Below are 25158 nucleotides of genomic sequence, written 5' to 3'. Positions count from 1 at the left end.
AAGGTGGTCCCTCCGATGGCTAACTAAAAATACTTCTATCCATCGATCATTTCTTTTTAGTTATCAGTCTTTCTTCTCTCTTTGCCAAAATAAAACAAGGAAAAGGCTGCTGTTACTAGACCTAATAAGCTAAATGCTAAGGCTTCACTATCACTTTCACCCATCTGTGGAAGTGTTGCTTCATTCTTTTCATTAGTTGTGACATCAGTCGTATCATTTACAATTTCTTGCTCAGCTAACTCAGTATTTTCACCGGTCTTTTCAGTTTTAGCACTGTCTTCTGTGGCAGTCCGCTTAACTGTGCTGACCAATACTGGGTTTTCTTCTGGTGCAAATGTCACATTTTCAGGTAGGCTATCCGGATCGCGCAATTCCCAACCATCAGGGAGAACTGGGACTAATTTCACCGTTTCATCCGTATGACCAGTGATCACTTGGGGCCCGATCTGGTTACCATTTTCATCTTGATAGGTAATAACTTGCTGGCTTGGTCGTGCAACATAGCTGACTTCGATCACTTGGTCGGCATCAGTTGGACGAACATTTCTAGCAGCAATTGTCGTTTGTTTTCTTCCAGCTACCATTGAAGTATAACCTAAATATTGTGGCACGTCATCTTGTGAAAAGGCTTTTGTTGCAATTTCATTCCAATCTGGGTAAGAAATATTACCAGTTACAAGATCTTTAGAACCGTCACGAGTGAAGAAAACGGTTTGGACCTTAGTTGTCTTAGTTCCATCTGGTGCATTCACAATGATCGTCCGTTTTACTTCTTTTTGGCTATCCGCATTACTTGGATCGGCTTTGACCACTTTAGATCCGTGTTTCAAATGAACTGTGTAGACTTGCGCTTCATCTTCAGCATTGAAATGAGGATCGTTTGCGTCTGCCAACTCATCTGAGACTAGTTCATAACCTTGAGCCTGATATGCTGCGATCTTTTCATCATTTGTATGTTCGATCGCTGCATCAGTCACACCTTGGATATCTTCTTTATCTAAGCGTTTTCCAGTGCTTTCATCCACATATTCTACTAAAGCATGTTGTTCTAGTGGTATATACTTAACTTCGATCTTTTTGCCATCTTCTTCATCAGGTGTGACTGTTTTACCAACGACCTTACCATTTTGGACCTCAGCTGGTGTTTCGTCGATCTTATATCCCTTGTGCTGTGGCACTTCTACTTCATCAAAATTATCAAGCTTCCACTCACCAGTTGGCATAACCTCACCAGTTACTCTGTCACGTGTAACATTACGCGTCAAAGTAGCCGTTTGCGGTATAGCTTTCTTTTCTTGGTTAGGATGGTGGATATGGATCTCGCGTGTGATCTGCTTAGATTCGATTTCTGCTTTCGTACCATGCATTAATTTGACAGTAAATGTCTGTGTTTTTGAATCATCATCATCAAAATCGACTGTTGAAAATTCCTGATCAGCAAAAACATATTCATAGCCCTTAGCTTTCAAAGCGTGGATCTGTCCGGCTACTTTTTCATGTGAGATCTTAGTATTATGAGCCCCAGTTTCGATCGTTTCCAAATCGTTACCTTGATCATCAGTGATATACTTTTGAGCGGTCTCATCCCAATACTTGATCTGCGCAACTTGAGTATCTTTACCATAGTTGAGCACTGTATCTTGACCTGGATCACTTGGTTGAACAACTTCACCTTTTACGTGATAACCTTCGATCGTTGGTGCTACGATCTTTTTGATCTTAGTTACATCGTTAGCATCATTTTCATAGTGAACCGTCGTTAAAACATTACCTTGGCCGTCTTTAGCAATGATATTACCTAGCTTATGGTAAACGATCTCTTGTGTAGCATCTTTTTGTTCAGCTCTTTGGCTGTCCAAGCCTGGCGTTATTGCATAATAGCCAGCGATCACTGGGCTATTTACTGCCATATAGCTCGCTGTACTTGGAACAGATGTCTGCGCAGTAATTTCGTTTGTATAGATATCTCGCTTAGTCATCGTTGTCCAAGTGATCGTTTGTGTTTCTGAATCTTTAAGTTCATTGCCATCTTCGTCAACAAATTTAGTCGTTAGGGTATAAGTATCATGTGTTACCTTTGTTTCAATACCACGATAGATATACTTGATCGATCTGCTTAGATCACTCGGAAGATCTTCTTTTGTTACTAAAGTGTATTCAATGTTACCTTGGGGAATCTTTTGGGGAACCGTTGGCAAACTTGCCTTAGCAGCATCATTTGCATCATTGACATATTGTTTTTTGCCTAAATAATTGCCATTTTCATCATAAAGCTCAACACTACCTAACGTCCGATATTCATATGTGATATCGGTGGTTTGTTGGACGTATGGATTGGAGATATAATATGTTGCTCCGCCTTGACCAGTAGTATATGTTAAACTCTGCCCTACTTGCAAAGTACCACCATATTGCCATTCTCGTTCATCTAAATTCCATAATCCTTTGGCTTTACCACGACCATCGAAGAATTCATATTGCATAGTTCCTTGGTCATCTAATTCGGTATATCTAACTTTCACGCCATCATGGTAATTATTGACTAAAACAACGCCCGTATGGAATTCAGACATCGTTCCTTCGCTATTTTCAGCATATAGGAATTTACCTTCTTCTACCTTAGCACTCTTAGGAACACCAGTTGTGTAGTGTTGCCCTGTTAAACCAGTTTGTGTCTTATAGACCTTGCCGTTGTTGATCTTGGCTTTTTGCTCAATAACTTGTGGGGTATAGATACTTAATGTTGTATAACCATCCCCTGTGTTACTTTCGATCCCACTATGACCACCAACAAATACTGGTAAAAAGTGTTCTGTGTAATAACTCCAGTCAAATCGATAGGTATTAGCGTAAAAATGCTCGACCGCAGTTTCATTACGATATTCATCATTGATAACCTGACCAAAATTTAAAGTCCGCTGACCTTTTTGAACTACTGTTTTGGCTTTATCAATATGATCCTTATCTAAAAAACTATATTCATACGCATTAAAGCTCCCATTACCCGTTAAAATAACATTGCCGTCAGCATCTTTACCACGAGCAACGGTGAAGACGATCCCATGTTTCCTATCAGTTGAAGCGATCCATTGAAAAACATATTCACTATTTTTGTAGTCGATCCCTAAACCATCGACCAACGTTTGAAGGTTTGTCTTTCCATATGTATATTTAGAATAGTCAGGATCAGTAACGCTAAAGCCCTCTTCTTGTTGGGCTTGATCTGGGGCTGCTGCATAAGCAACTTTACTATCCGTTAGATCAACATTTTCTTGGGGTCCGGCTTGTTTTTCAACGTTAAATGTTTGCGTTTCACTTGCTTCATTTTCATCAGCTGGTGCAACCGTTTGTTTTTCAGTGCTAATTGTAGATTCACTAGTCTCTTCAGCAGTCACCACTTGCACTGGAGCTTGTTCTTTAGTATCTTCAGCAGCTTGAGATTTATCGTTGGCTACCGGTGTGGTCTCAACTTCTTTAGTTGGTACACTTGCACTCTCTGCTGTCGCCTCGGTCTTTAAATGATCTTTGGTCGTCGTTGTCGCTTCATCGGCTGATACTCCGCTAAAACCAGCAAAAGTAAAACCGATCAAGACAGAAGCGACCCCAACACTGATCTTTCTGATCGCAAAGCGTTGTTTCTTTGGTTCTAATTTATGTATTAATAATTTGTTATTATTATGTGATAACAAAACTAAAAATAGACCTCCTCAGTTATTCAAAAGTACAAAAATAGGGGGCGTATATAATAGCTATACTCCTCTACTATTCATCTATAAACATTTAATATAGTACAACTAAAGAGATTTATTTTCGATAATTTTTCGATATAAATATATAGATTATTTTAATTTTATTTTTTAAAATAAAATTTCGTAAAATATAGTCAACTGTATAAATAACCTTTTTATACCTATATACCTAAATAAGCCATGCTAATCTTACGCAAATAGCATTTTAATTTAACAAAAAACTAATATCTTCCAAAAAAAATTGACTATAGTTCCACTTGAAAATGAAACTATAGTCAATCAATTTTTTTAAAGGTCGTTGCAACGCATGATCGTCAAATGTAACATAAAATCATTGTATTTATCATCAGCTAGATCACGCCCAACTGCAGTAACTGTTCGTACAGCTAATTCTTCGTTTTGATCATATAGATCTGTGCTGTCAACGCGTAGATCTAGATCGATCCCTTCTTCAATATGAATGTGTAATTCAGTCTCGTCATAATCACATTGGTAAAAACCACGGATCGGTGGTAAAGCATCTTTACTTTGACGTTCACCTTCAAATGACACTTTTTGACTTTGAGCATCGCGTAACATCATCTTAACGTTAAAGTCTGACATCGTTGACATCTCAGCAAATACGTAGTAGCCACGTGGGATACTCAATTTAACTGTCTTATCGTCTTCCATCAATGCGATCTTATTCATCTTTTCACCCTCCATAAATCCAAAAATAAAATAATTATCTAAAACTTTTTAGTGATTTAATTTTATCTTTTTAGGCATTTTGGGGTCAATTAAAACACTTACATTCAGCTTTGACTTAACTCAAACATAACCATTATTATGAAAACATTAAGTTATTTTTTATCCAACTTATACCACAATTAGCAAAAATTACGTCTATAGGGTAAAATGTAACTATAAATATGCAGTAAAGGCAGGTAATATTATGGTAACGATCAAACAAATCGCAGAAGAATCCGGCTTTTCACAAGCTACCGTCTCACGCCTCTTAAATGAAGATCCGACCTTATCCGTTTCCCCTGCCACTAAAAATAAGATCCTCACAGTGGCAAACAAGCTCGGCTATGGTAAACGCCAAAATAAATTTCTTATCTCACGTAAGATCGCACTTTTGACCAGTTTCACCGCTGAAGAAGAGCTGCAAGATGTTTATTTCAACACTCTAAAAGAACTTATCCTCGAACAAAGTAAAAATGCTAACTTAGAGATCGATATCTTCCATGATCTTGATCAGTTGATCGCTAAGGGCAAAAATTACGAAGGTTTTATCGGGATCGGCGCAGATGAACTTTCCCCAGAAAAGCTAGCTAAACTCCATGAAGTCACACCGATCGGGATCTTCTTAGATATCAATCCTTATCCGGATAAATTCGATTCCGTCCAACCCGACCTCTCCCAAACGATCTTAGATGCCCTTGATCTCTTGCAACGTGCTGGCAAAAAGCGGATCGGTTTTATCGGGGGTATCGGTTCGATCATGGGACAACACAACTATCGCCAAGATCCCCGGGCTTTTGCCTTTGAAAACTGGGCTAAACGCTTAAATATCTTTAATGAAAAAGATTATTTCGTCGGGGGCTCATTTACGACCTCAAATGGTTATGAACTCGGTAAAAAAATCATTACTACCTTAGGCTCTGATCTCCCGGATGCCTTTATCGTCGCTTCCGATGCTTTAGCGATCGGCGTCTTACAAGCTTTCAATGAAGCGGGGATCCGCTTGCCCCATGATACTGCGATCATCAGTATCAATAACATCGAAGTCTCACAATACGTTTCACCACCATTGACGACTTACAGCATCGACCAAAAAGAACTCTGTCAGACTGCGATCAATTTATTATGTGATGCCTTAGAGCGTCCTGACCGTGCTAAGATCCATGCTTTCGTCAATACTGAATTAGTGATCCGTAAAAGTTTTACCTTATAAACCCTTAAAAAACGCATTCTATCAAGGATGAGTTTTTTATTTTACTGTTTTTACGTAATTATTTTAGTAATTTAGTTTACTTATTAAGTAAAAAGTTGTATGATAATCCCTGTAAACGATTACAGCTAGTTTTAGCTATTTGCTTAGCTTTTAGGGGGAACACCAATGGAAAAACATGCATCAAAATCATTCGTCTCCAAGTTCTCATTTGCAATGGGCAACTTGGGGCATGCAGCTTTTTACGGCTTACTGAGCAATTGGTTCATCGTCTTTGTTACGGCGGGGTTGTTCAGTGAACTAGCACCCGCGATCGCCAATAAGTTGATCGCTTTGATCACTGGTCTGATCGTAGTGATCCGGATCATTGAGATCTTGATCGATCCACTGTTGGGAAACATTGTGGATAATACTCAGACTAGATGGGGCAAATTTAAACCATGGATCATTGCTGGTAATCTCGTCAGTGCCGTGATCTTAGTAATACTTTTTACTGGTATCTTTAACCTAGCCAATGTCAATTGGATCGCCTTTGCCGTATTATTTGTGATCTTGTTTATCACTTTAGATGTCTTTTATTCATTTTCCGATGTCTCTTATTGGGGCATGGTACCAGCCTTGAGTGAAGACAGTAAAGAACGGGGCGTCTACACTGCCCTAGGAACTTTGACAGGTTCGATCGGTTGGAATGGTCTGACCGTCATCGTCGTACCCGTGGTGACCTATTTCACTTATGTTGCCACCGGAAAACACACTCAAGGTGCTCAAGGTTGGCTAGCATTTGCGATCATCATCTCGCTTTTAGCTGTTTTCTGTGCCTTCATCGTGGCTTGGGGGACTGAAGAAAAAGATAATCTGATCCGTAGTGCTGCTAAGCAAAAAACGACGATCAAAGATGTCTTTGTTGGTCTAGCTAAGAATGATCAGATCCTTTGGGCTAGTTTGGCATACTTTATGTTCTCCTTTGCTAACGTGGTCACAAACGGTGTCTTATATTACTTCTTCAAATTCGTCTTGGGTAAGCCAGAGACCTTTAGTTTAGCAGGCTTTATTGCGATCTTGGTCGGATTTTTGACATCACCTTTGTATCCCGTCTTGAATAAGTTCATCCCGAGAAAGTGGCTCTTTTCCTTTGGACAATGTTGTATGATCACTTCATACTTGATCTTCATCTTTGCCCGTGAAAATATGGTCCTTTTAGTCATCGGGCTCGTCTTATTCAACATTACCTTTGCTCAACTCGTAACAGTTCTTACCTTGACTGATGCGATCGAATATGGGCAATTAAAGACTGGCGAACGTAATGAAGCGGTCGTCTTAGCCGTTCGTCCGATGATCGATAAATTAACGGGCGCCTTTTCAAACGGGATCGTCGGTTATATCGCGATCGCCGCTGGTATGACGGGTTCAGCCACTGCTGCGGATATGACCGCTAAAAATATCCGGACTTTTGAAAGTATGGCCTTTTACATCCCACTTGCTTTAGCGATCTTAGCTTTGTTGATCTTTTTGACCAAGGTCAACTTGACTGAGAAAAAACACGCTGCGATCGTTGAGGAGCTCAAGGATAAATTAGCCGCTGGCGATGAGACTTTTGGACTTGAAGCTAAACCAGCTCCATTAACTGTCAGTGATACAACTAATGTCTTAGCTCCAGTCACTGGTTTTGCCAATGCTTTACCAAGCACAGCTGCACCAGATTTTGATGCAACTGGTTTTGTGATCGATCCACTTGATACCAAAGTCTATGCTCCATTTGATGGCACAGTCCGCTTTACATTCTCCACTAAACACGCCTTAGGATTAGTTGCTGATAATGGACTAGAAGCGGTCATCCATGTGGGGATCGATACGGTCAAATTACGCGGTGAAGGTTTTGTGACACATTATACCGATGGTCAAACTGTAAAGGCCGGCGATCTATTGTTGGAATTTGATCCAGCTGTGATCAAAGATGCTGGTCTTAGCGATAATGTGATCGTCTTTTTCACACAGCCTAAACGCATCACCAATTTGAAACTCGATGTCGAACGCGAAGTGACCCACGGACAACTCCTTGCTCGGGTCACCATAAAACAAGGTTGATCTTTCAACCACTTAAATAGGCGGTCAGGACACACACCCCGTGTCCTGACCGCCTATTTTGTCCGCACTGATCTATTGTCGTGCTCCCAAAATCAGTGCCTAGCGTATAGTTACGAATAGCCAACGATGCAAAGAACGCATCATTGGCTATTCTAGACTATCCGTACGGCACTGATCGATTTTGTCCGCACTGATTTATTTTGGAGTCTTTTTCTTTTCTACTTTTTTGCCCATTTCCATTTCATCGTTGTAGCCCCAGAACCAGGTCACTAAGAAACTGATGATCAAAGCGGCTACACTTGAGAATAAGAAGGCATAGAAACTGTTTAACTCAGTTGGATGTGCTGGGTTGAAGAATGATGGGAAACCGATCAATGAACCAGTAAACCCAAACATCGAACCGTGCATCAGACCTGTGATGAAACCACCCACAGCGGAACCGATCAAACCTGAGATAAAGACTTTACGGTAGCGTAAGTTGATCCCGTAGATCGCTGGTTCTGTTACCCCGCAGAAAGCAGAGATAGCAGCTGCGATCCCTAATGATTTCATGTCATTTTTACGTGACTTGATCGCTACAGCTAATACGGCTGCACCTTGAGCGACCATGGTAACTGAGATGATCGCATTCAATGAACTTTCGCCACTAGCCGAGATCTGTTGTGCCACCAATGGAACAACGCCCCAGTGTAGCCCAAAGATAACTAACAATTGATAGAAACCACCAATGATCAAACCACCAGCCCAGCCAGAAGCATGCACTAACCAGTTGATGAAATCAGCGATCCCGTTAGCTGCACCTTGAATGATCGGACCAGTAACAACTAGGGTGATCACAGAAACAACTAACACAGTGATCAATGGATTAAAGATCATTTGAAGATAGTTCGGTAAAGTCTTCTTCAACCAATCCCCTAACTTCTTAGCCATCCAAGCAGCTAAGATCATTGGGAAGATCGAGTATGTGTAGTTTAAGAATTGGAAGTGGAAACCACCGATCGTAAACATATCCTTAAACTCACGGCCCCAGTCAACTAATTGTGGATAGGTCAAGACGCCCCCGATCACAGCTGTCACGATCGGATCACCGCCTAACCGTTTAGCTGCGGCAAAACCAACTAAAACTGGCAAGAAGTAAAAGGCCGAATCGGCGATCGCACTGACTGTGATATAAGCCGTATCCTTAACGTTCAACAAACCACCTAATTGTGGCAAGGTCAATAAAGCTAATAGTCCTTTGATGATACCAGCTGCAGCGATCACACCGACTACTGGACTCATCGAACCTGTGATGACCCCGATCAAATTGCTAAAAGCACGGCTCACTGGATTTTTACCGTCATCTTGTGTGGTCGTTTCAACAGCTTCGCCTTCACCTAAGCCTGGTAATTTCTTCATCACTGCATCAAAGACGTTCGTTACTTCATTTCCGATCACGACTTGGTATTGACCCGAAGCGTGCATCACGTCGATCACACCATCTGTCTCACGTAAAACATCATCGTTGGCAAGCTTTTCATCTTTCAAATAAAAACGTAAACGAGTAATACAATGGATCAAATTATTGATATTTTCTTTGCCACCAACATTTTCGATGATGATATCCGCTAACGCATCATAGTCACGTTTGCCAGCTTTTTGTTTAGCTTCTTTAACATAAGCTGTTGCGACCGTTTGACCAGCTGTTGCTTCTAATTCTTCAACATCCAAACCTTCTAACTTATCAGCTGAGTTCGTGATGATCACCATGATCGTGGTTTGAAGACCAGCTAAACGGATATTTTCCAATGCCATGTTGGCGATCTCTTGTCCCGCTTGGACTTTGTCTCCAGTCTTGATCTTTAATTCAAATGGTTCACCGTGTAAGCCAACGGTATCGATCCCCATGTGGATCAAGACTTCCAAACCTTCTTTAGTTAAAATACCGATCGCATGTTTAGATTCTGCGATCATCGTGATCTCCCCAGCGACTGGCGCAACGATCTTTTCACCTGTTGGCTCAAGCCCAAATCCTTGGCCCATCATCCCAGTTGAAAAGACTTCATCTTGAACTTTATCTAGTGCAATGGCTGCCCCTGCAGCAGGTGCACCTAAGACTACCTTGTTCTTAGCCATTTTATTTCCCTCCATACGTAAAACTAAAAACGCTTTCGCTTAACTTCACCAATAACTATACATGGTGTCTATACATGTTGTCAACATTTTTTTTGTAATCATTTACAATTCCGTCAATATAAGTATTTTTTTGTTTTGCACATGTACGGACAACTATGCTACAATGAAATAGAAAATGACGTTAAGGATGTGAAGTTATGGCTTTAAAACATGAAATGATCGCTAACGATCTCGCCGAAAAGATCAAGCACCAACAATTTTGCCCCGGCGATTTTTTGCCTAGCGAAAAACAATTAAGTGAGCTCTACGGCGCTTCACGTGAGACAACGCGTAAAGCCCTCAACCATTTGACAGAATTAGGTCTGATCCAAAAATTAAAAGGTAAAGGCTCATTAGTGCTAGACATTCAAAAGTACACCTTTCCGATCTCAGGGATCACTAGCTTTCAAGAACTAAACCAAGCCTTAGGACTTCACGCAAAAACTGAAGTCTTACGGCAAGAAAAAGTTACCGCCCCTGAATACTTTGGTAAGACACCGATCACCGCCCAAAAAGCGATCTTTATCGAGCGCTTGCGGATCATTGACGGTTCACCCGCCGTGTTAGATCAAGATTATCTCTTAGATCCACCGATCAGTGAATTACCAGCAGAGGTCGCGGCTAATTCGATCTACGCTTATTTAGAAAAAAACTTAGGTCTTGAGATCGACTATGCCACCAAGGAGATCACCGTTGAAGAAGTCCCGCAAGAGATCGCAAAGCGTTTAGAACTTGGGCCAAACGAACCAGCTGTGATCGTGCGAAGCCTCTCTTACCTAAGCGACACAACTTTATTTCAGCTGACAACGTCATATCATCGTCCCGATAAATTCAAATTTATCGACTTTGCCCGCCGAAAGAAATTAAGCACTAACTAGGAGGAAGTTATGAAGACAAAACTTGGCGAAAAAGTTATCTACCAAATCTACCCAAAATCATTTTACGATTCAAATAATGATGGTTTTGGTGACTTGCGTGGGATCATCGACAAGATCCCTTATCTAGCCAAACTCAATATCGACATGATCTGGTTCAACCCATTTTACGTCTCACCCCAAAATGACAACGGCTATGATATCGCTGATTACCGCCAGATCGATCCACGGTTTGGTACGATGGCTGACTTTGAAGAACTAGTTGCCAAACTAAAAGAAGTCAAGATCGACGTTATGTTGGATATGGTCTTGAACCACTGCTCGACTGAACATGAATGGTTCAAACGCGCACTCGCTGGCGAAGAAAAATACCAAAAATATTTCTATTTGCGACCAGCTAAAGCAGACGGTTCTTTACCAACTAACTGGCAATCAAAATTTGGCGGTCCTGCTTGGGCTAAGTTTGGTGATACCGAGCTTTACTATCTACACCTCTATGATAAGACCCAAGCTGACCTTGATTGGCACAATCCCGACGTGCGTAAAGAAGCCCAAGATATCGTAAATTACTGGCGCCAAAAAGGAGTCAAAGGTTTTAGATTCGACGTCCTAAACGTGATCGGAAAAGACGAGATCCTCGTTGATTCCACTGATCCGGTCCAAGAAAAGATGCTTTACACTGATACACCGATCGTGCACCAATACATTAAAGAATTGAACAAAAATTCCTTTGGGCAAGATGATACGATCATCACTGTCGGTGAAATGTCTTCCACTAATTTTGCTTCTTCGATCAAGTACTCCGATCCTAAAGAACATGAACTCTCCATGGTCTTTACCTTCCACCATTTGAAAGTCGATTACAAAGATGGTGAAAAATGGACCAAGATGCCCTTTGACTTTATGGCACTCAAAAAGCATCTAGCTGATTGGCAAACTCAGATGGATCAAGGCGGCGGTTGGAATGCACTCTTCTGGAACAATCACGACCAACCCTTTGCCCTCAACCGGTTTGGCGATCCCGTGAACTATCGGGTCAAGTCTGCCCAAATGTTAGCAGCGACGATCCATCTCTTACGGGGCACCCCATACATCTACATGGGTGAAGAACTCGGAATGGTCGATCCAACTTATACCACGATCGATGACTATGTTGACGTTGAAGCTTTGAATGCTTACGAAAGTTTATTAGCCCAAGGACACAGTGAAAAAGAAGCCTTCGCGATCGTCTTAGCTAAAGCACGCGATAATTCACGCACACCAATGCACTGGGATAACAGTGAATTTGCTGGTTTCTCCAATGTTAAACCGTGGTTGATGCCAACTGGACAAGACAAGATCAACGTAGAAGCCGAATTAGCAAATGGCGCGATCTTTAACTTCTATCAAAAGCTGATCGCCCTTCGCAAACAAGAGCGTTTGATCTCCGAAGGCCACTTCAAATTACGTCTAGCAGACGACAAGCAAGTCTTTGCCTTTGAGCGTTCTCTAGATGACAGCGACGCCGAGTTATTCGTTTTAAACAACTTCTACGGCACCGAAACTACAGTCGAGCTAGCTGATCTAGCTGGCAAAACGGGTAAGGTCCTCCTTTCAAATTACGACCGCGACCTAACGACCTTACCAGACACGATCACCCTAAAACCGTACGAAACACTAGCTTTCAGAGTGTGAAATAAGACGGTCAGCGCCGTATGAATAACGGTAAGACCGCCATGATGCGCTTTTTGCATCGTGGTGGTCTATTGTTATTCACTAGTCGTTGTCTTGTTGAACACGTTTCAATAGAGTGTGAAACAAGACGTTGTAGGAAGCTCCCCTGCATAAACACATTTAAATTTAGATTAAAAAACTGGTATCAAGATTTCATTTTGCACGATCTTGATACCAGTTTTAATTTTGCGAAATATTTGTCAAAGTCACGGTGCTCAAGCTCGTCAGCTGTTTTGCGTTATAGACCCGTACTTCCCATGTCTGTAATTTTGTACCTATATGCACTGGAACAGCCTTGGCGAACAGGGAGCCGCTTCTGGCTTTGCGTAAGTGTTGTGTGGTAATATTGACACCGACAGCGACCTGCCCTGACGCCAAGTTTTCATTGGCGCCAAGAGAAGCTGCTGTTTCTGCAAGGACTGCGTTGATCCCACCATGAACTAGACCATATGGCTGCAAGAGTTTAGCCGTGATCGGCAGTTCGAGTTTCACGTAGTCTTTTTGCAAAATTATCGTCTTTATCCCTAAGTTTTCTAATAAATTCATCGGCTACACCTCGTTTAGCTAAAAAGGAGTTATTTTATGTCAAATATCAAATGGGAAACCATCAAGCAATATTCCGAGATCTTATTTGAGCGCAATGATAAAGTTGCTAAGATCACGATCAACCGGCCAGAGAAGTTGAATGCTTTTACTCCGGTCACCGTTCAAGAAATGATCGAGGCTTTCAGCATCTGCCGGGATGATAGCACGATCGGTGTGATCATTTTGACTGGTGCTGGCGACAAAGCCTTTTCTTCTGGGGGCGATCAAAGTATCCGCGGCAACGGGGGCTACGTTGGACCAGACAAGATCGCGCGCTTGAATGTTTTAGATCTTCAACATCTAATTCGTATTATACCAAAACCTGTGATCGCAATGGTCAAAGGTTGGTCTGTCGGCGGGGGGAACGTTTTACAACTCGTCTGTGACTTAACGATCGCTGCTGACAATGCTCAATTTGGTCAAACTGGCCCTAAAGTCGGTAGTTTCGATGCCGGTTACGGTTCTGGCTATCTTGCCCGCGTTATCGGACATAAACGCGCTAAAGAAGTTTGGTTCTTGAACCACTTCTATAGTGCCCAAGAAGCTTACCAAATGAATTGGATCAATAAAGTCGTGCCCCTAGCCGATGTCGAAGCTGAAACTATGGCTTGGGCTCACGAATTACTTGAAAAATCTCCAACTGCCCTTCGCTTTATCAAAGCAGCCATGAACGCTGATACGGATGGACTAGCTGGCTTACAACAATTTGCTGGCGATGCTACGATGCTCTTTTACACTACTGATGAAGGCAAAGAAGGTCGTGATGCCTTTAATCAAAAGCGTAAACCTGATTTCGATCAGTTTCCAAAATTCCCTTGATGCAAACGCAAAATTGGCTTTTAAAACAAGCGAGTTTAAAGCCAAATGCCCCAGCTGTCATCACCGAAGATCAATGCCTGACCTTTACCCAATTAGCCAAACTCGCTGCTAAAAGGGCGGGGAAGATCGCCCAGACGACCCAAAACACCCGTGTCGGCCTTTTGGGGGATAACTCGCTATCGACCTATGTTTTAGCGCTCGCATTATTATTTTCGGGAAAAACGATCGTCTGGCTCAATTTTCGCTTATCGACTGCCGAACTGATGGCACAGATCGATGATAGTGAGCTTGATCTGTGTTTAGTCACTGATGAGCTGTGGCGCTCCGAATTTACCGAGCTCTTTTTACCCTACTCCCAGCTTGAAGCAAGTAAAGCACCGGCCAAGGAGCTCATGGCGACTGTTGAACTCGATGCGATCGCAAGTATCATGTACACTTCGGGGACCACTGGCCAAGCTAAAGGTGTCATGCAAAGTTTTGGCAATCATTTCTACTCAGCGGTCGCTTCCGCTTTGAATCTTGGCTTGAGTGCTACTGATCAGTGGCTCTGTGCCGTACCACTCTTTCATATCAGTGGTTTTTCGATCCTCATGCGCGGGCTGATCTATGGGATGCCGGTCCGTTTAGTCAAACGCTTTGACCCCAGTCTAGTTGAAACGATCTTAGTCAGTGAACCAGTTACGATCATTTCGGCAGTCCCATACATGCTACAAGAACTGTTAAAACAGCACGTTACACCGTATAATCCCAAGTTTAGGCTTGTCCTTTTAGGTGGTAGCAGTGCACCTAAAGAGCTTCTAGTGGCAAGTAAAAAGGCTCAAGTCAATGTCGTTCAATGTTATGGGATGACTGAAACTTGTTCACAAGTCGTAGCCTTATCAAGTGAATATGCGCTTGATAAATTAGGTTCGGTCGGTAAGCCACTTTTTACCACGCAAGTCAAACTCGATCCTACAACTAGTGAACTCCTGTTAAAAAGTCCGGCCTTGGTCAGCGGTTATCTGAATCGGCCTGAATTATTCGCTAAAAAGCTTGATGCTGGTTGGTATCATACAGGTGATGTCGCTCACTTTGATCAGGATGGTTTTCTATATATCGATGGACGTTTAGATGAAATGTTGGTCTCAGGTGGCGAAAATATCTTCCCCCAAGAGATCGAACAATGCTACCGTAAACTACCCAAGATCTCCGAGATTATTGTCGTCGGGCGGCCTGATCCTACCTGGGGTGAGGTCCCAATAGCTTTTGTCCGTGGGCAAAAATTAGCTCAAGCTACCCTGCGTACTTACGGCGAAAAATATTTAGCTCATTATAAGATCCCCAAAGAATTTATTTGGGTCAAAGATTTTCCTAAAACAGCTAGTGGGAAAGTCAAACGGTATTTACTGAGAGGAAGTTTTTTGAATGGATAATACAACTACACGCAACAAAGTTTGGACTTTTTGCGTGGTCTACTTAGGTTATATGTTGCTTTTTGCCGACCGAACAGTCTTTAACTTAGCTTTAGCTGGGATCGGCAAAGACTTCAACATGTCCCCGGCAGCTTTAGGGGCTGCTGGGAGTGCCTTTTTCCTGGGTTATACATTGATGCAGATCCCGGGTGGATACTTGACCGACCGTTTTGGCGCACGTGCGGTCGTTATCTCCACTTTGATCTTATGGTCCCTTTTGACCGGATTTACCGGGCTAGCTTGGTCTTTTAGCGCTTTAGTCATCATTCGCTTTTTATTTGGGGTCGCGGAAGGTCCGTACCCCGCTGCCGCTTTAAAGCAAGTGGCCCAAAATCATCCCAAGAAAAAACGCGCCCAACTGACGGCCTTATTGATGTCTTCGAATTATGCGGGGGCTGCGATCGCACCTTTTATCATCGTTCAAGTCATCGCTGCTAGCGGTTGGCGGAGTGCCTTTTATTATCTCGGAGCTTTTGGGATCATCTTGGTCGGCTTATATGCCTTGAGTGATCGCAGAGCAACTGCCGCTACTAAGAAAGCCACTACTCACAAAATAAATTGGCGTGAACTCGATACACGTGTCTGGTTATTTGTGATCTTAGGGCTAGCGTTGAATGTGATCACAAAGGGCCTAGAAACTTGGATGCCGATCTATTTCTTGACTTCACAGCATTTGGAACTCAAAAAATTAGCTTGGCTCGTTCCGCTACCAACGATCGCCGGTGGGATAGCCGCTGCGATCAGTGGTTATCTCATGGTCCACCTCTTCAAGAAAAAAGAAGTCTTGATGTTGATCACGGCCTGTGTTTTGACCTTATTATTCATGTTTGGCTTATTCAGATCCCAAAGTCTATTTTGGATCGTTTCATTTCAGATCCTAACTTATTTTGCTAAATCACTAGCTTTCACCGGAATCTTTGATTTTGCTTCACAAGTTCTCCATGATGATAGCTACGGTTCGGCGATCGGGATCATCAATTTTGGTGGTCAACTTGGGGGCTTTGTCGGACCGTTACTGATAGGTTGGATCGTGCAACTGACAGGTTCATATTCAGCTGCCTTCTTAGGTCTAGTGATCAGTGCAGTCATTGCCGTGATCACCAGCTTTTGTATCAAACGCGATCGATAATAAAAAATGACTTGATGTACTCCATCAAGTCATTTTTTTATTTAAAGTGCATTTCTTCCCGCAAAGCAGTATAGATCGGACGCCCACCTAAAAGTGTATCGACTGTATAGGCGATAAACGTCACAAAGACTAATGGGAAAACTGACGCTAATGAGCCCGCCATCTCAGTCAATAAGACGATCGCCGTAAATGGGGCTTTTTCGATCGCTCCAAAATAAGCCGCCATTGAGATCAAGATCAGCCCTAAGACTTGACTGTGCTCGAGCCACCCAGCACTTACCCCCAATAAACCGGCAAAGCATCCGATCACAGCACCTAAAGCTAAGATCGGCATAAAGATACCACCTGGGACCGAAGCACCATAGGATATCATGGAAAAAACAAACCGCACGATAAAAAAGAGCACGAGCAACTTCAAAATTGCACGTAGATCGGTCGTCGTCAAACTCATATCCGTCACATAACTGATAAAATCATGACTCCCACCTAAGAGCTTAGCATTCCACAAACCCAAGGGGATCGTCAATAATAAGGGGATCAAGCTGTGATAACGTTGTGGTAAAAAGTTTAGTTTGCTATAAATATAGCGTTGCTCTAACAAAACATATTGATAAGCATATGCTAAGATACCGATAATAATGCCCAAGATGAGCAAAAAGACATAATTGGGCGCCCCGACAAATGGTTTGATGTACATTGCTAAACTAGGCTGCTGACCCAATAAAACTAAAGTCATCAGATCGGCGCTCAAAGCTGCTGCTAAAGCCGTCAACCAGATCCGAGGTTTAAAAGTCGTCGTGATCTCCTCGACCATAAACAATACCCCAGCTAATGGTGCACTAAAAGCAGCTGCCAAGCCCGCTGCGACCCCAGCCAATAACAATGTCTGCTGATCTTTTTTAGAAGTTTTAAAAACATCATTTGCCAAACCTTGCCCTACACAAGCTCCCATTTGGATACATGGGCCCTCACGTCCAAGAAATAACCCGGGACATATTGCTAACAAGCCACCCACGAATTTACGCCACAAGATCTGCCACGGTGCATAACTATTTTGCCCCAGTAAGATTGCTTCGACCTGTGGGACCCCTGATCCGACCAAGTTAGTCAGATTATACTTGAGGATCTTGCCTAATAACCAGCTGATCGCCACTAAGAATAGTGCATAGACGAGCACATAGCTCAAATGCTTCTCGAGATATGGATACCACCAAAATAATAATTGCAATGTATGGTCGATGAGCCACCGAAAACAGCTGACGATCCCACCTGTGATCAAGCCCACGATCGCTCCTTGAAAGATCAGGTTCAAATAGTCCATGGAAAATGGTCGCTCCAGTACATCCTTTGCTCTAGCTACCAAATCGTCACATCCCTTCAGATAAAACACTTTATCTATCATAACATTCTTACCGCAGTTTATCACATGTTTAATCTTTCATTAAATTCCTAGAATGCTTGACCTAGCGTACTTAACTTTGTTATATCGTCCCAAATGAATACCTTTCCAAGATTAAAAACTAGAACAATATTTTTTGATTTTATAATCTTTATAGACCTTCTCAAGGCAATATGCGATAATTTTCTACGTTGTGCTATTTTACAATAGCATTAGGTAAGATAAAGGGGATCTTTTAATTATGAAACATTGTGCCCTATATCTGGGCTATTTGATCGCGTTACTTGCACTCCTATTATTACTTTGGTGTGCACACTATTCGTACACGCATACAGGAACACATCATTTCGTTGAGATCGGACTAGAAGATGATGCTTTTGACGATCCACACGATAGTAATTTTTCAGTTGAGTATAATTGATTCAAAAATAAAAGGGCTACTGGTAGCATCCAGTAGCCCTTTTATTGTTATTTATGACTTTCGATATAGTTGAAAGCTTCTTGAACAGCGATACCACCATCGCCAACTGCAGTCGTGATCTGACGCAATGTCTTTTGCCGAACATCCCCGATCGCATAGATTCCAGGAATGCTTGTTTCCATCTTATCATTTGTCACGATCCAACCTTTGTCATCCGTGATCCCAAGGTCTTGGAATGGAGCTGTCATTGGGATCGAGCCAACGTAGATAAAGACACCATCAGCTGGAATGGTCGTCGTTTCACCTGTCTTGACATTTTTAGCTTTGACCCCAGTCACTTTTTGCTCGTCACCTTGGATCTCTTCAACTACAGTATCCCAAGTAAACTTGATCTTGTCATTTTTGAAAGCACGTTCTTGTAAGATCTTTTGAGCCCGTAAGCTATCACGTCGGTGGACAACATTCACGCTGGAAGTAAGGTTGGCTAAATACATCCCTTCTTCGACCGCCGAATCACCACCACCGATCACGACAACATCACGGTTCTTATAAAAGGCCCCATCGCAGACAGCGCAGTATGATACACCGCGACCACCATATTGTTCTTCGCCTGGTACACCTAACTTGCGACTTTCTGAACCAGTAGCAATGATCACCACTGGGGCTTCTAATTCGCCACTATCTGTCTTAACGAGCTTCGTCTTTTCATCGAGCACTTCGATCTTTTCAACATTACCATAGACAAATTCAGCACCAAAATTAGTTGCACTTTGATACATTTCTTCAGAAAGATCAGGACCCATGATCGTTTTAAAACCCGGGTAATTTTCGATCTCAGCCGTGTTGTTCATGTTACCACCATAAACACCACGATCAAGCATCGCTACTTTTAAATTTGCGCGTGATGCATAAAGCGCTGCGGTCATGCCGCCTGGTCCTGCACCGATCACGATCACATCATACTTATCTGCCATCTGCGTATCCTCCATTAATTAAGCTAAATGCTTTTCTAAAGCTTGTTTCAATTGGTCTTTCATATGGACACCAACTAATGTGTCCACAACTTGACCATCTTTTTTGATCAATAAAGTTGGGATCGACATGATACCAAATGCTTGAGCTGTCTTAGGGTTAGCATCAACATCTAACTTGCCGATCGTTACCTTGTCGCCCATTTCATCAGCTAATTGTTCGATGATCGGAGCTTGCATCCGACATGGACCACACCAAGTTGCCCAAAAGTCGATCAAGACAACACCTTTGCTTGTTTCTGTTTCAAAATTTTCATCTGTAAATACTTTAACCATTTTTATTACCTCACGATCACAAATCTATTCAACTACTTAATTGAATAACTAAACTATATCATGCTTTTTTGTTTAGCGCAACCATTTTAACTTACTTTTTTTCAGTGACCCAATCATAATAGCTGTGATTCAAGCTATATGCTTCATAGCCCTTAGCATGCAAAAGCCCTGTTGCTAGATCAGCATACGTACAAAGCTTTCCGCGACAATAAACGATGATCTCACGGTCTTGTGGTAAGAAGCTCAAATGTTCCTCTAACTGTTCAAATGGAATATTCAATGCGCCCTCGATGTGACCAGCTTGATACTCATCGGTAGGACGGACATCTAAAAATAGGGCATGGTCTTGTTGTTTAGCCTGTTTTAACGTGATCGTCAAACTGCCTGTCTTTTTAGCCAGATCAGCTTGCGTCTTTTCCAAACGCACCACACCAACTTGTTTTAAACTACTTGCTAACTCTGCTACCTGAGGCGAAGCAAGCGAGTAGACCACAAAATTCCCTTGTTTTCGGCGCTTGACTAGCCCGGCTTTAAATAAAACTTGCAGATGGCGCGATGTATTGGCGATCGTCATCTGCGTCTCTGTAGCCAGTTTTTCGACGGTCTTTTCACATTGCGTCAGTAATTCTAAGAGTTCTAAACGTCGCTCGCTCGAGAGACACTTACCGATCTTAGCTAGTTCAGTATAGAGTTTTGTCTTATATTCCTGTGCTTCGCTCGTTTTCATTGGCTCAAACTCCTATTCAATCTTTTCGTTGAATAGATTAACAAATAGCTTCCTTTTTGTCAATTCTCTCCCATAAATTTTCTATTTACGGTGGATTTAGTAAAATACACCCATTCAGAACGAGCATAAGAAATTGCAAAATAATCCAGATTTATATTTCATTATTTTCTAAATGTAGTATAATATTTCTAAAATTAATATCTAATATGAATGATAACGTTTGGGGGAATGGCTTATGTTTAGTAAGATCGGTCAGTTGATTTTTGATAATGAAGCAGTTGCAAAGACATCGGATTTCACAATGGGACTTGAGATCGAGATGCACCGGATCGATGATGCGGGCGATCTCAGTCAAGAGCCCTATCCAGCAGCGATCGGCGATGAAGCGACTAATCCTTGGATCACTACGGATTTCTTAGAAACAATGTCTGAGATCGTGACACCACCAGCTGCTTATGCGCTCGATGCGATGCATTACCTGTATGGGATCAACAATATTTTGCGGACATCCCTAGCTCCAGGTGAACTGCTGTGGCCACTTTCAATGCCACCTAAATTACCAAAAGACACCAGCCATATTCGCCTAGCGCAGTGGGGCCCAGAAAAGGAAGCTTATCTCAAAGAGTGGGCTCGCCGCCACCGTTTTGCTGAAGGAACACCTTGTGGGGCGCACATCAATTTAAGTATTGATCAGCACCTGATCGACTTAGTTTTAGAGAATTTTCCTGAGCGTTTTAAAAATGAGCTGGAAGTTAAGAACTACCTCTATGAGATCTTAGCCCAAGGTTTCATGCGTTATCGCTGGCTGATCACTTATCTCTTTGGCGCGAGTCCAATTGCTGAAAAAAATTACTTTGAAAATGACTTTAAGCTCGAGCATCCAGTTCGTAGCATTCGTCAAAGTTCACTTGGCTTTGGGACCAAATTTGCTGGAGACTATACTAGTGTGCAAGCCTATGTCGATCGGATCCAACAAGGTGTCAAAGACAAGATCTTGATCAAAGATTACGAATTCCACGGCTCAGTCCGCTTCAAAGGTAATCCCGTTTTAAGCGAGCTTCCTAAGACTGGCGCCGAATATATCGAATTGCGGATGCTAGATCTTGATCCCAGCAGTTCAGTGGGTATTAGAACTGATACTTTGCGCTTTATTCGCTTACTGGCTAGCTATTTGATCATGACACCTGCGCTAAAACCAAATGAAGTCAATCGGGTGCTTGAAAATGCCGATCGCATGAATGAAGAAGTCGCCAGCGAAGATCCACGTAGTATTTGTAAGTATCAAAATAAAGCTCGGGCATTGATCAAGAGTTTAGAACACTATGCTAACCGGATCCAACTTGGCCCTGAATATCAAGAGATCTTAGATGATCTAGAAGATCGGGTCGAGAATCCTTTGACGACACCAAGTGCGCGGCTCTTAAATTATGTCAAAGACGATTCCTTAGAAGAATATGCTTTACAGCGGGCACGTCGCTATCAACGAGCAGCCCAAGAATCGATCATTAAGTTCGAGGGCTTTGAAGATCGACAATATACAGCGGCTGAATTAAAAGAAGCGCTCTTCCCTGGTAACTGGGATCCTGATCTGCGCCGGAGTTAATCTTTGCTTTATTTGTAAGAATAATATATGATTTCCTTGGAAGGACAAATGCGGGGGGATCAATTATTCAAATACATTTTGTAACCGCTAACAAAAAGCGAGAAAGGAGAAACTATATTTCTTCCTAATAACATAAAACGTTATGTTATTCCGCATTTAATATAGTGACACAAAAATATGAAAGCTGTTTCAGTTAAGGACTCTGGTGTTGGGATCGAAATTTCAGAACGCGCTATTCCAACACTCAAACAAGGTGAAGCTTTAGTAAAAATGGAGTATTGTGGTGTTTGTCATACTGACTTACACGTAGCCAATGGGGATTTTGGCAAAGTTCCGGGGCGGATCTTAGGTCATGAGGGGATCGGGATCGTCACTGAAGTTGCGGATGATGTAACTTCGCTCAAGGTCGGTGATCGCGTAAGCATTGCCTGGTTCTTCAAAGGCTGTGGTTACTGTGAATACTGTACCACAGGTCGTGAAACACTTTGCCGTAATGTACAAAACGCGGGTTACTCAGTTGATGGGGGCATGAGTGAATACGCTGTCGTTGTGGCAGATTATGCCGTCAAAGTACCCGATGGACTCGATCCAGCACAAGCCAGTTCTGTTACTTGTGCTGGGGTAACAACTTATAAAGCACTCAAAGAAGCCGATGCAGCCCCTGGTAAATGGATCGCGATCTACGGCGCTGGTGGTTTAGGTAACTTAGCTGTTCAATACGCTAAAAAGGTCTTTAACGCTAAAGTCGTTGCCGTTGATATCAACGATGACAAGTTAGCTTTAGCCAAAGAATCTGGCGCTGACATCGTTATCAATGCTAAAGATACTCCTAATGGTGCCGAAAAGATCCAAGAATTAACTGGTGGTTGCCATGGAGCTGTCGTAACCGCCGTTTCTAAAGTTGCTTTCAATCAAGCCGTTGAAAGTTTACGCGCTGGCGGGACAGTCGTTGCGGTCGGCTTACCATCTGAATATATGGAACTAAGTATCGTTAAAACCGTTTTAGACGGTATCAAAGTCGTAGGTTCATTAGTTGGAACAAGAAAAGATCTAGCTGAAGCCTTTGACTTTGCAGCCCAAGGCCTAGTTGTACCAGTCGTTCAAAAACGTCCGGTCGAAGATGCACCAGAAATTTTTGAAGAAATGGAAGCTGGCAAGATCAACGGTCGGATGGTACTTGATTTTACTGAATAAAATTGTATTACTCCACAAAAATAGCTCGCTGGATCGACCCAGCGAGCTATTTTTTAGTTATTCTTATTATTTTTTTCAGCAACTTTAGCTGCACGTTTGATCAGATCAGCAAAAATATTTTGGGAGTCCTGATAATGCTTGTAGGTATTTTCAGGATGCCACTGTAAGCCCAAGATCTGGTCATTTTCAAGTGATTCGATCGCTTCGGCTACTCCATCATCGGCTTTAGCTACAACGCGTAAAGACGGTGCGATATCCTTTAAAGCCTGATGATGCCGGGAATTGATATACGGGCGTTTCCCAACGAGTTCATAAAGGCGACTATCCGTGAGCACATTTGCATGATGAGATGGAAAATTCCCTGGTGCATCTTGCGAATGTTTAACATAGATATCTTTATTTTCCGAAAGATCTTGATAAAGCGTACCACCTAGGCCAACATTTATCAGTTGCATACCACGACAGATCCCTAAAATAGCTTTACCTTTTTCAACTGACCGTTTTAGTAATGCAATTTCAAAAATATCACGTTTGCGGTAAGTCATCCCCAACTTCAAATGAGGCTCTTCCCCAAAAAAGGTCGGATCAACATCAAAGCCCCCCGCAAAAACGATCCCATCAAACAGATCGATATAATCATCCACAAACTTAGGATCAACACTTGGCAAAATGACCGGGGCTCCCCCTGATTTAACGATCGCTTCGATCGCTGGTCGTGGTGCAAACGGAGCATTGCGCTCATTGATCACATTAGTTGCTTCAGTCAAAGTATCTGCTGGTATGGCAATTCTTGGTCGCATGAAATTTCCCCCTTAAAATTACGTTATGAGAAAAATATCACATTTATGATTTTAAGTAAAGTTAAAAGTCTTAAAAAATTTAAATCATTCTACCAATGATCAAGTCTTAGGTTACCGTTTGGCCCATTTTCAACTTTAACAAATGGTAAATAAGCTAAGGCATACTCGATCTGTCCTTGATCTCTAACATAACAACTACCTTGGTCACGTAACTCACACATTGCCATTTGGACTTCATAAGGCGTTAAACTAGGACTACGTTGTAAAATATCTTCCACTTGTGCCAATTCATTAAAGTTAAACATCCTACTCATCCTTTCTTATCAGTTGTTGATCGCCTCTTGATCTAGATTTTCTTGCACATCAAATTGTGGTTCAAGTTCTTCGCTCGGTCGCGCTTTAAGGCTTGTCTCCGTAGTTTCATTAGTTTGTCTAAGCTCAAGATCATCATGTAAAAAATTACCTTCAAAAAAGAAGAGTAATGCAAGTAAAATAATTGCTATAATAACGCCCAAAACATTTAAGTAACCGCTCTCATTTAAACGTTGCTTGATCGGTCGTCTAATGGGCTGATCAGGTCGTTTTTTCATTGTTACCGCTAGATAAATGTATAGGCCGCAAAACTACGCACAGAAAGAATATCGTTTCCCTTTTTTAACTATAAACCTTATTAACTACTACCATGACCAGCTATACATTTACCTTTCTCTGATCATTTTAACTACAAACTTATTATATCATTATAATGATTTAAAATAGTAATTTTTTGTTTTGCTCTACTTAATCTGAATATACAAAAAAAGCCATACCCTAAAAGTATGACCTTTACACGATCGGGAAAACAGGATTCGAACCTGCGACCCCCTGGTCCCAAACCAGGTGCTCTACCAAGCTGAGCTATTTCCCGATAAAAAATGCACCCAGCAGGAGTCGAACCTGCAACCTTCTGATTCGTAGTCAGACACTCTATCCAGTTGCGCTATGGGTGCATAATATAAAATATTCAGTTAATGCCGAGGACCGGAATCGAACCGGTACGGTGATCACTCACCGCAGGATTTTAAGTCCTGTGCGTCTGCCAGTTCCGCCACCCCGGCGTGATACACTGATCACAAGCGGAAGACGGGATTCGAACCCGCGACCCCCACCATGGCAAGGTGGTGTTCTACCACTGAACTACTTCCGCATTAATGGTGCCGACTAGAGGATTC

21 protein-coding genes and 5 tRNA genes (1 of these 26 only partly in view) are annotated in these 25158 nt (G+C 42.2%); 10 read left to right on the top strand and 16 right to left on the bottom strand.

From position 1 onward, the window contains the following. Window positions 1-56: 56 nt before the first annotated feature. Both GSR62_RS01315 and GSR62_RS01310 read right to left on the bottom strand, forming a co-directional pair. Window positions 57-3689, bottom strand: a complete 3633-nt coding sequence (locus GSR62_RS01315) for a mucin-binding protein (RefSeq protein ID WP_066024137.1) — start codon at window positions 3687-3689, stop codon at window positions 57-59. A gap of 348 nt (window positions 3690-4037) precedes the next feature. Then, window positions 4038-4439 carry a hypothetical protein gene (locus GSR62_RS01310; protein WP_010689845.1) on the bottom strand — a complete coding sequence of 134 codons (402 nt, stop codon included), beginning with the start codon at window positions 4437-4439 and terminating at the stop codon, window positions 4038-4040. Between the two features lie 244 nt (window positions 4440-4683). Between GSR62_RS01310 and GSR62_RS01305 the strand changes: the two genes are divergently transcribed. Together GSR62_RS01305 and GSR62_RS01300 are read left to right on the top strand one after the other, a co-directional pair. Then, the gene (locus GSR62_RS01305; RefSeq protein ID WP_066024136.1) at window positions 4684-5688 is read left to right on the top strand and encodes a LacI family DNA-binding transcriptional regulator; all 1005 of its coding nucleotides are present in this window, start codon (window positions 4684-4686) and stop codon (window positions 5686-5688) included. Between the two features lie 165 nt (window positions 5689-5853). After that, on the top strand, window positions 5854-7770 hold the full coding sequence (locus GSR62_RS01300; RefSeq protein ID WP_066024135.1) for a sugar MFS transporter: 1917 nt from the start codon (window positions 5854-5856) through the stop codon (window positions 7768-7770). Window positions 7771-7965: 195 nt separating this feature from the next. On the opposite strand, the gene GSR62_RS01295 is transcribed toward GSR62_RS01300, so the two are convergent. Beyond that, the gene (locus GSR62_RS01295) at window positions 7966-9885 is read right to left on the bottom strand and encodes a PTS sugar transporter subunit IIABC (protein WP_066024134.1); all 1920 of its coding nucleotides are present in this window, start codon (window positions 9883-9885) and stop codon (window positions 7966-7968) included. A 197-nt stretch (window positions 9886-10082) separates the two neighbouring features. On the opposite strand from GSR62_RS01295, the gene treR reads away from it, so the two are divergent. After that, window positions 10083-10802 (top strand): trehalose operon repressor, encoded by a 720-nt coding sequence (gene treR / locus GSR62_RS01290; RefSeq protein ID WP_066024133.1) that lies wholly within the window; start codon window positions 10083-10085, stop codon window positions 10800-10802. A gap of 9 nt (window positions 10803-10811) precedes the next feature. Continuing rightward, on the top strand, window positions 10812-12473 hold the full coding sequence (treC, locus tag GSR62_RS01285) for an alpha,alpha-phosphotrehalase (protein WP_066024132.1): 1662 nt from the start codon (window positions 10812-10814) through the stop codon (window positions 12471-12473). Between the two features lie 219 nt (window positions 12474-12692). On the opposite strand, the gene GSR62_RS01280 is transcribed toward treC, so the two are convergent. After that, the gene (locus GSR62_RS01280; protein WP_066024131.1) at window positions 12693-13058 is read right to left on the bottom strand and encodes a PaaI family thioesterase; all 366 of its coding nucleotides are present in this window, start codon (window positions 13056-13058) and stop codon (window positions 12693-12695) included. A 36-nt stretch (window positions 13059-13094) separates the two neighbouring features. Between GSR62_RS01280 and menB the strand changes: the two genes are divergently transcribed. From menB to GSR62_RS01265, 3 genes are read left to right on the top strand one after another with little or no spacing between them, the layout of a single operon-like run. After that, the gene (gene menB, locus GSR62_RS01275) at window positions 13095-13916 is read left to right on the top strand and encodes a 1,4-dihydroxy-2-naphthoyl-CoA synthase (RefSeq protein WP_066024130.1); all 822 of its coding nucleotides are present in this window, start codon (window positions 13095-13097) and stop codon (window positions 13914-13916) included. Beyond that, a complete protein-coding gene (menE, locus tag GSR62_RS01270) occupies window positions 13916-15328 on the top strand; it encodes an o-succinylbenzoate--CoA ligase (RefSeq protein ID WP_066024190.1) in 1413 nt (470 codons plus the stop codon). Before menB ends, menE begins: the two co-directional genes overlap by 1 nt. After that, window positions 15321-16496 carry an MFS transporter gene (locus tag GSR62_RS01265; protein WP_066024129.1) on the top strand — a complete coding sequence of 392 codons (1176 nt, stop codon included), beginning with the start codon at window positions 15321-15323 and terminating at the stop codon, window positions 16494-16496. The genes menE and GSR62_RS01265 overlap by 8 nt, the downstream gene beginning before the upstream one ends. A 37-nt stretch (window positions 16497-16533) precedes the next feature. On the opposite strand, the gene GSR62_RS01260 is transcribed toward GSR62_RS01265, so the two are convergent. Beyond that, entirely contained in the window at window positions 16534-17859 is a 1326-nt protein-coding gene (locus tag GSR62_RS01260) for a ClC family H(+)/Cl(-) exchange transporter (protein WP_066024128.1), read from the bottom strand. Window positions 17860-18136: 277 nt separating this feature from the next. Here GSR62_RS01260 and GSR62_RS01255 point away from each other — a divergent pair, with 277 nt between their 5' ends. After that, on the top strand, window positions 18137-18316 hold the full coding sequence (locus GSR62_RS01255) for a hypothetical protein (RefSeq protein ID WP_010689849.1): 180 nt from the start codon (window positions 18137-18139) through the stop codon (window positions 18314-18316). 47 nt (window positions 18317-18363) lie between these two features. Here the strand turns inward: GSR62_RS01255 and trxB are convergent, their stop codons facing one another. From trxB to GSR62_RS01240, 3 genes are all read right to left on the bottom strand, one after another. Further along, window positions 18364-19290 (bottom strand): thioredoxin-disulfide reductase, encoded by a 927-nt coding sequence (trxB, locus tag GSR62_RS01250; RefSeq protein ID WP_066024127.1) that lies wholly within the window; start codon window positions 19288-19290, stop codon window positions 18364-18366. 18 nt (window positions 19291-19308) lie between these two features. Further along, complete coding sequence (gene trxA, locus GSR62_RS01245; protein WP_066024126.1) at window positions 19309-19623, bottom strand: thioredoxin; 315 nt, start codon at window positions 19621-19623, stop codon at window positions 19309-19311. A gap of 91 nt (window positions 19624-19714) precedes the next feature. Then, complete coding sequence (locus GSR62_RS01240) at window positions 19715-20350, bottom strand: ArsR/SmtB family transcription factor (RefSeq protein ID WP_066024125.1); 636 nt, start codon at window positions 20348-20350, stop codon at window positions 19715-19717. Window positions 20351-20585: 235 nt separating this feature from the next. Between GSR62_RS01240 and GSR62_RS01235 the strand changes: the two genes are divergently transcribed. Together GSR62_RS01235 and adhP are read left to right on the top strand one after the other, a co-directional pair. Beyond that, on the top strand, window positions 20586-21953 hold the full coding sequence (locus GSR62_RS01235; protein WP_066024124.1) for a glutamate--cysteine ligase: 1368 nt from the start codon (window positions 20586-20588) through the stop codon (window positions 21951-21953). Between the two features lie 177 nt (window positions 21954-22130). After that, window positions 22131-23147, top strand: a complete 1017-nt coding sequence (gene adhP, locus GSR62_RS01230) for an alcohol dehydrogenase AdhP (protein WP_066024123.1) — start codon at window positions 22131-22133, stop codon at window positions 23145-23147. Window positions 23148-23200: 53 nt separating this feature from the next. Here adhP and GSR62_RS01225 read toward each other — a convergent pair whose 3' ends face one another. The 8 genes from GSR62_RS01225 to GSR62_RS01190 form a co-directional block, all read right to left on the bottom strand. Beyond that, on the bottom strand, window positions 23201-23947 hold the full coding sequence (locus GSR62_RS01225) for a gamma-glutamyl-gamma-aminobutyrate hydrolase family protein (protein ID WP_066024122.1): 747 nt from the start codon (window positions 23945-23947) through the stop codon (window positions 23201-23203). Between the two features lie 89 nt (window positions 23948-24036). Beyond that, window positions 24037-24252 carry a hypothetical protein gene (locus tag GSR62_RS01220; RefSeq protein ID WP_066024121.1) on the bottom strand — a complete coding sequence of 72 codons (216 nt, stop codon included), beginning with the start codon at window positions 24250-24252 and terminating at the stop codon, window positions 24037-24039. A gap of 18 nt (window positions 24253-24270) precedes the next feature. Further along, window positions 24271-24537, bottom strand: coding sequence for a hypothetical protein (locus GSR62_RS01215; RefSeq protein WP_066024120.1), 267 nt, complete (start codon window positions 24535-24537; stop codon window positions 24271-24273). 243 nt (window positions 24538-24780) lie between these two features. Further along, window positions 24781-24854 (bottom strand) — tRNA-Pro (locus GSR62_RS01210). Window positions 24855-24862: 8 nt separating this feature from the next. Beyond that, window positions 24863-24936 (bottom strand) — tRNA-Arg (locus GSR62_RS01205). Window positions 24937-24958: 22 nt separating this feature from the next. After that, a tRNA-Leu gene (locus tag GSR62_RS01200) sits at window positions 24959-25044 on the bottom strand. 17 nt (window positions 25045-25061) lie between these two features. Further along, window positions 25062-25133, bottom strand: a tRNA-Gly gene (locus tag GSR62_RS01195). Between the two features lie 5 nt (window positions 25134-25138). Continuing rightward, window positions 25139-25158: transfer RNA gene (locus GSR62_RS01190), tRNA-Thr, on the bottom strand; it runs 56 nt beyond the window's last position.

The sequence above is a fragment of the Ligilactobacillus animalis genome, assembly GCF_009933595.1.
GTDB lineage: Bacteria > Bacillota > Bacilli > Lactobacillales > Lactobacillaceae > Ligilactobacillus > Ligilactobacillus animalis.
This window is presented reverse-complemented; position numbering and strand designations above follow the sequence as displayed.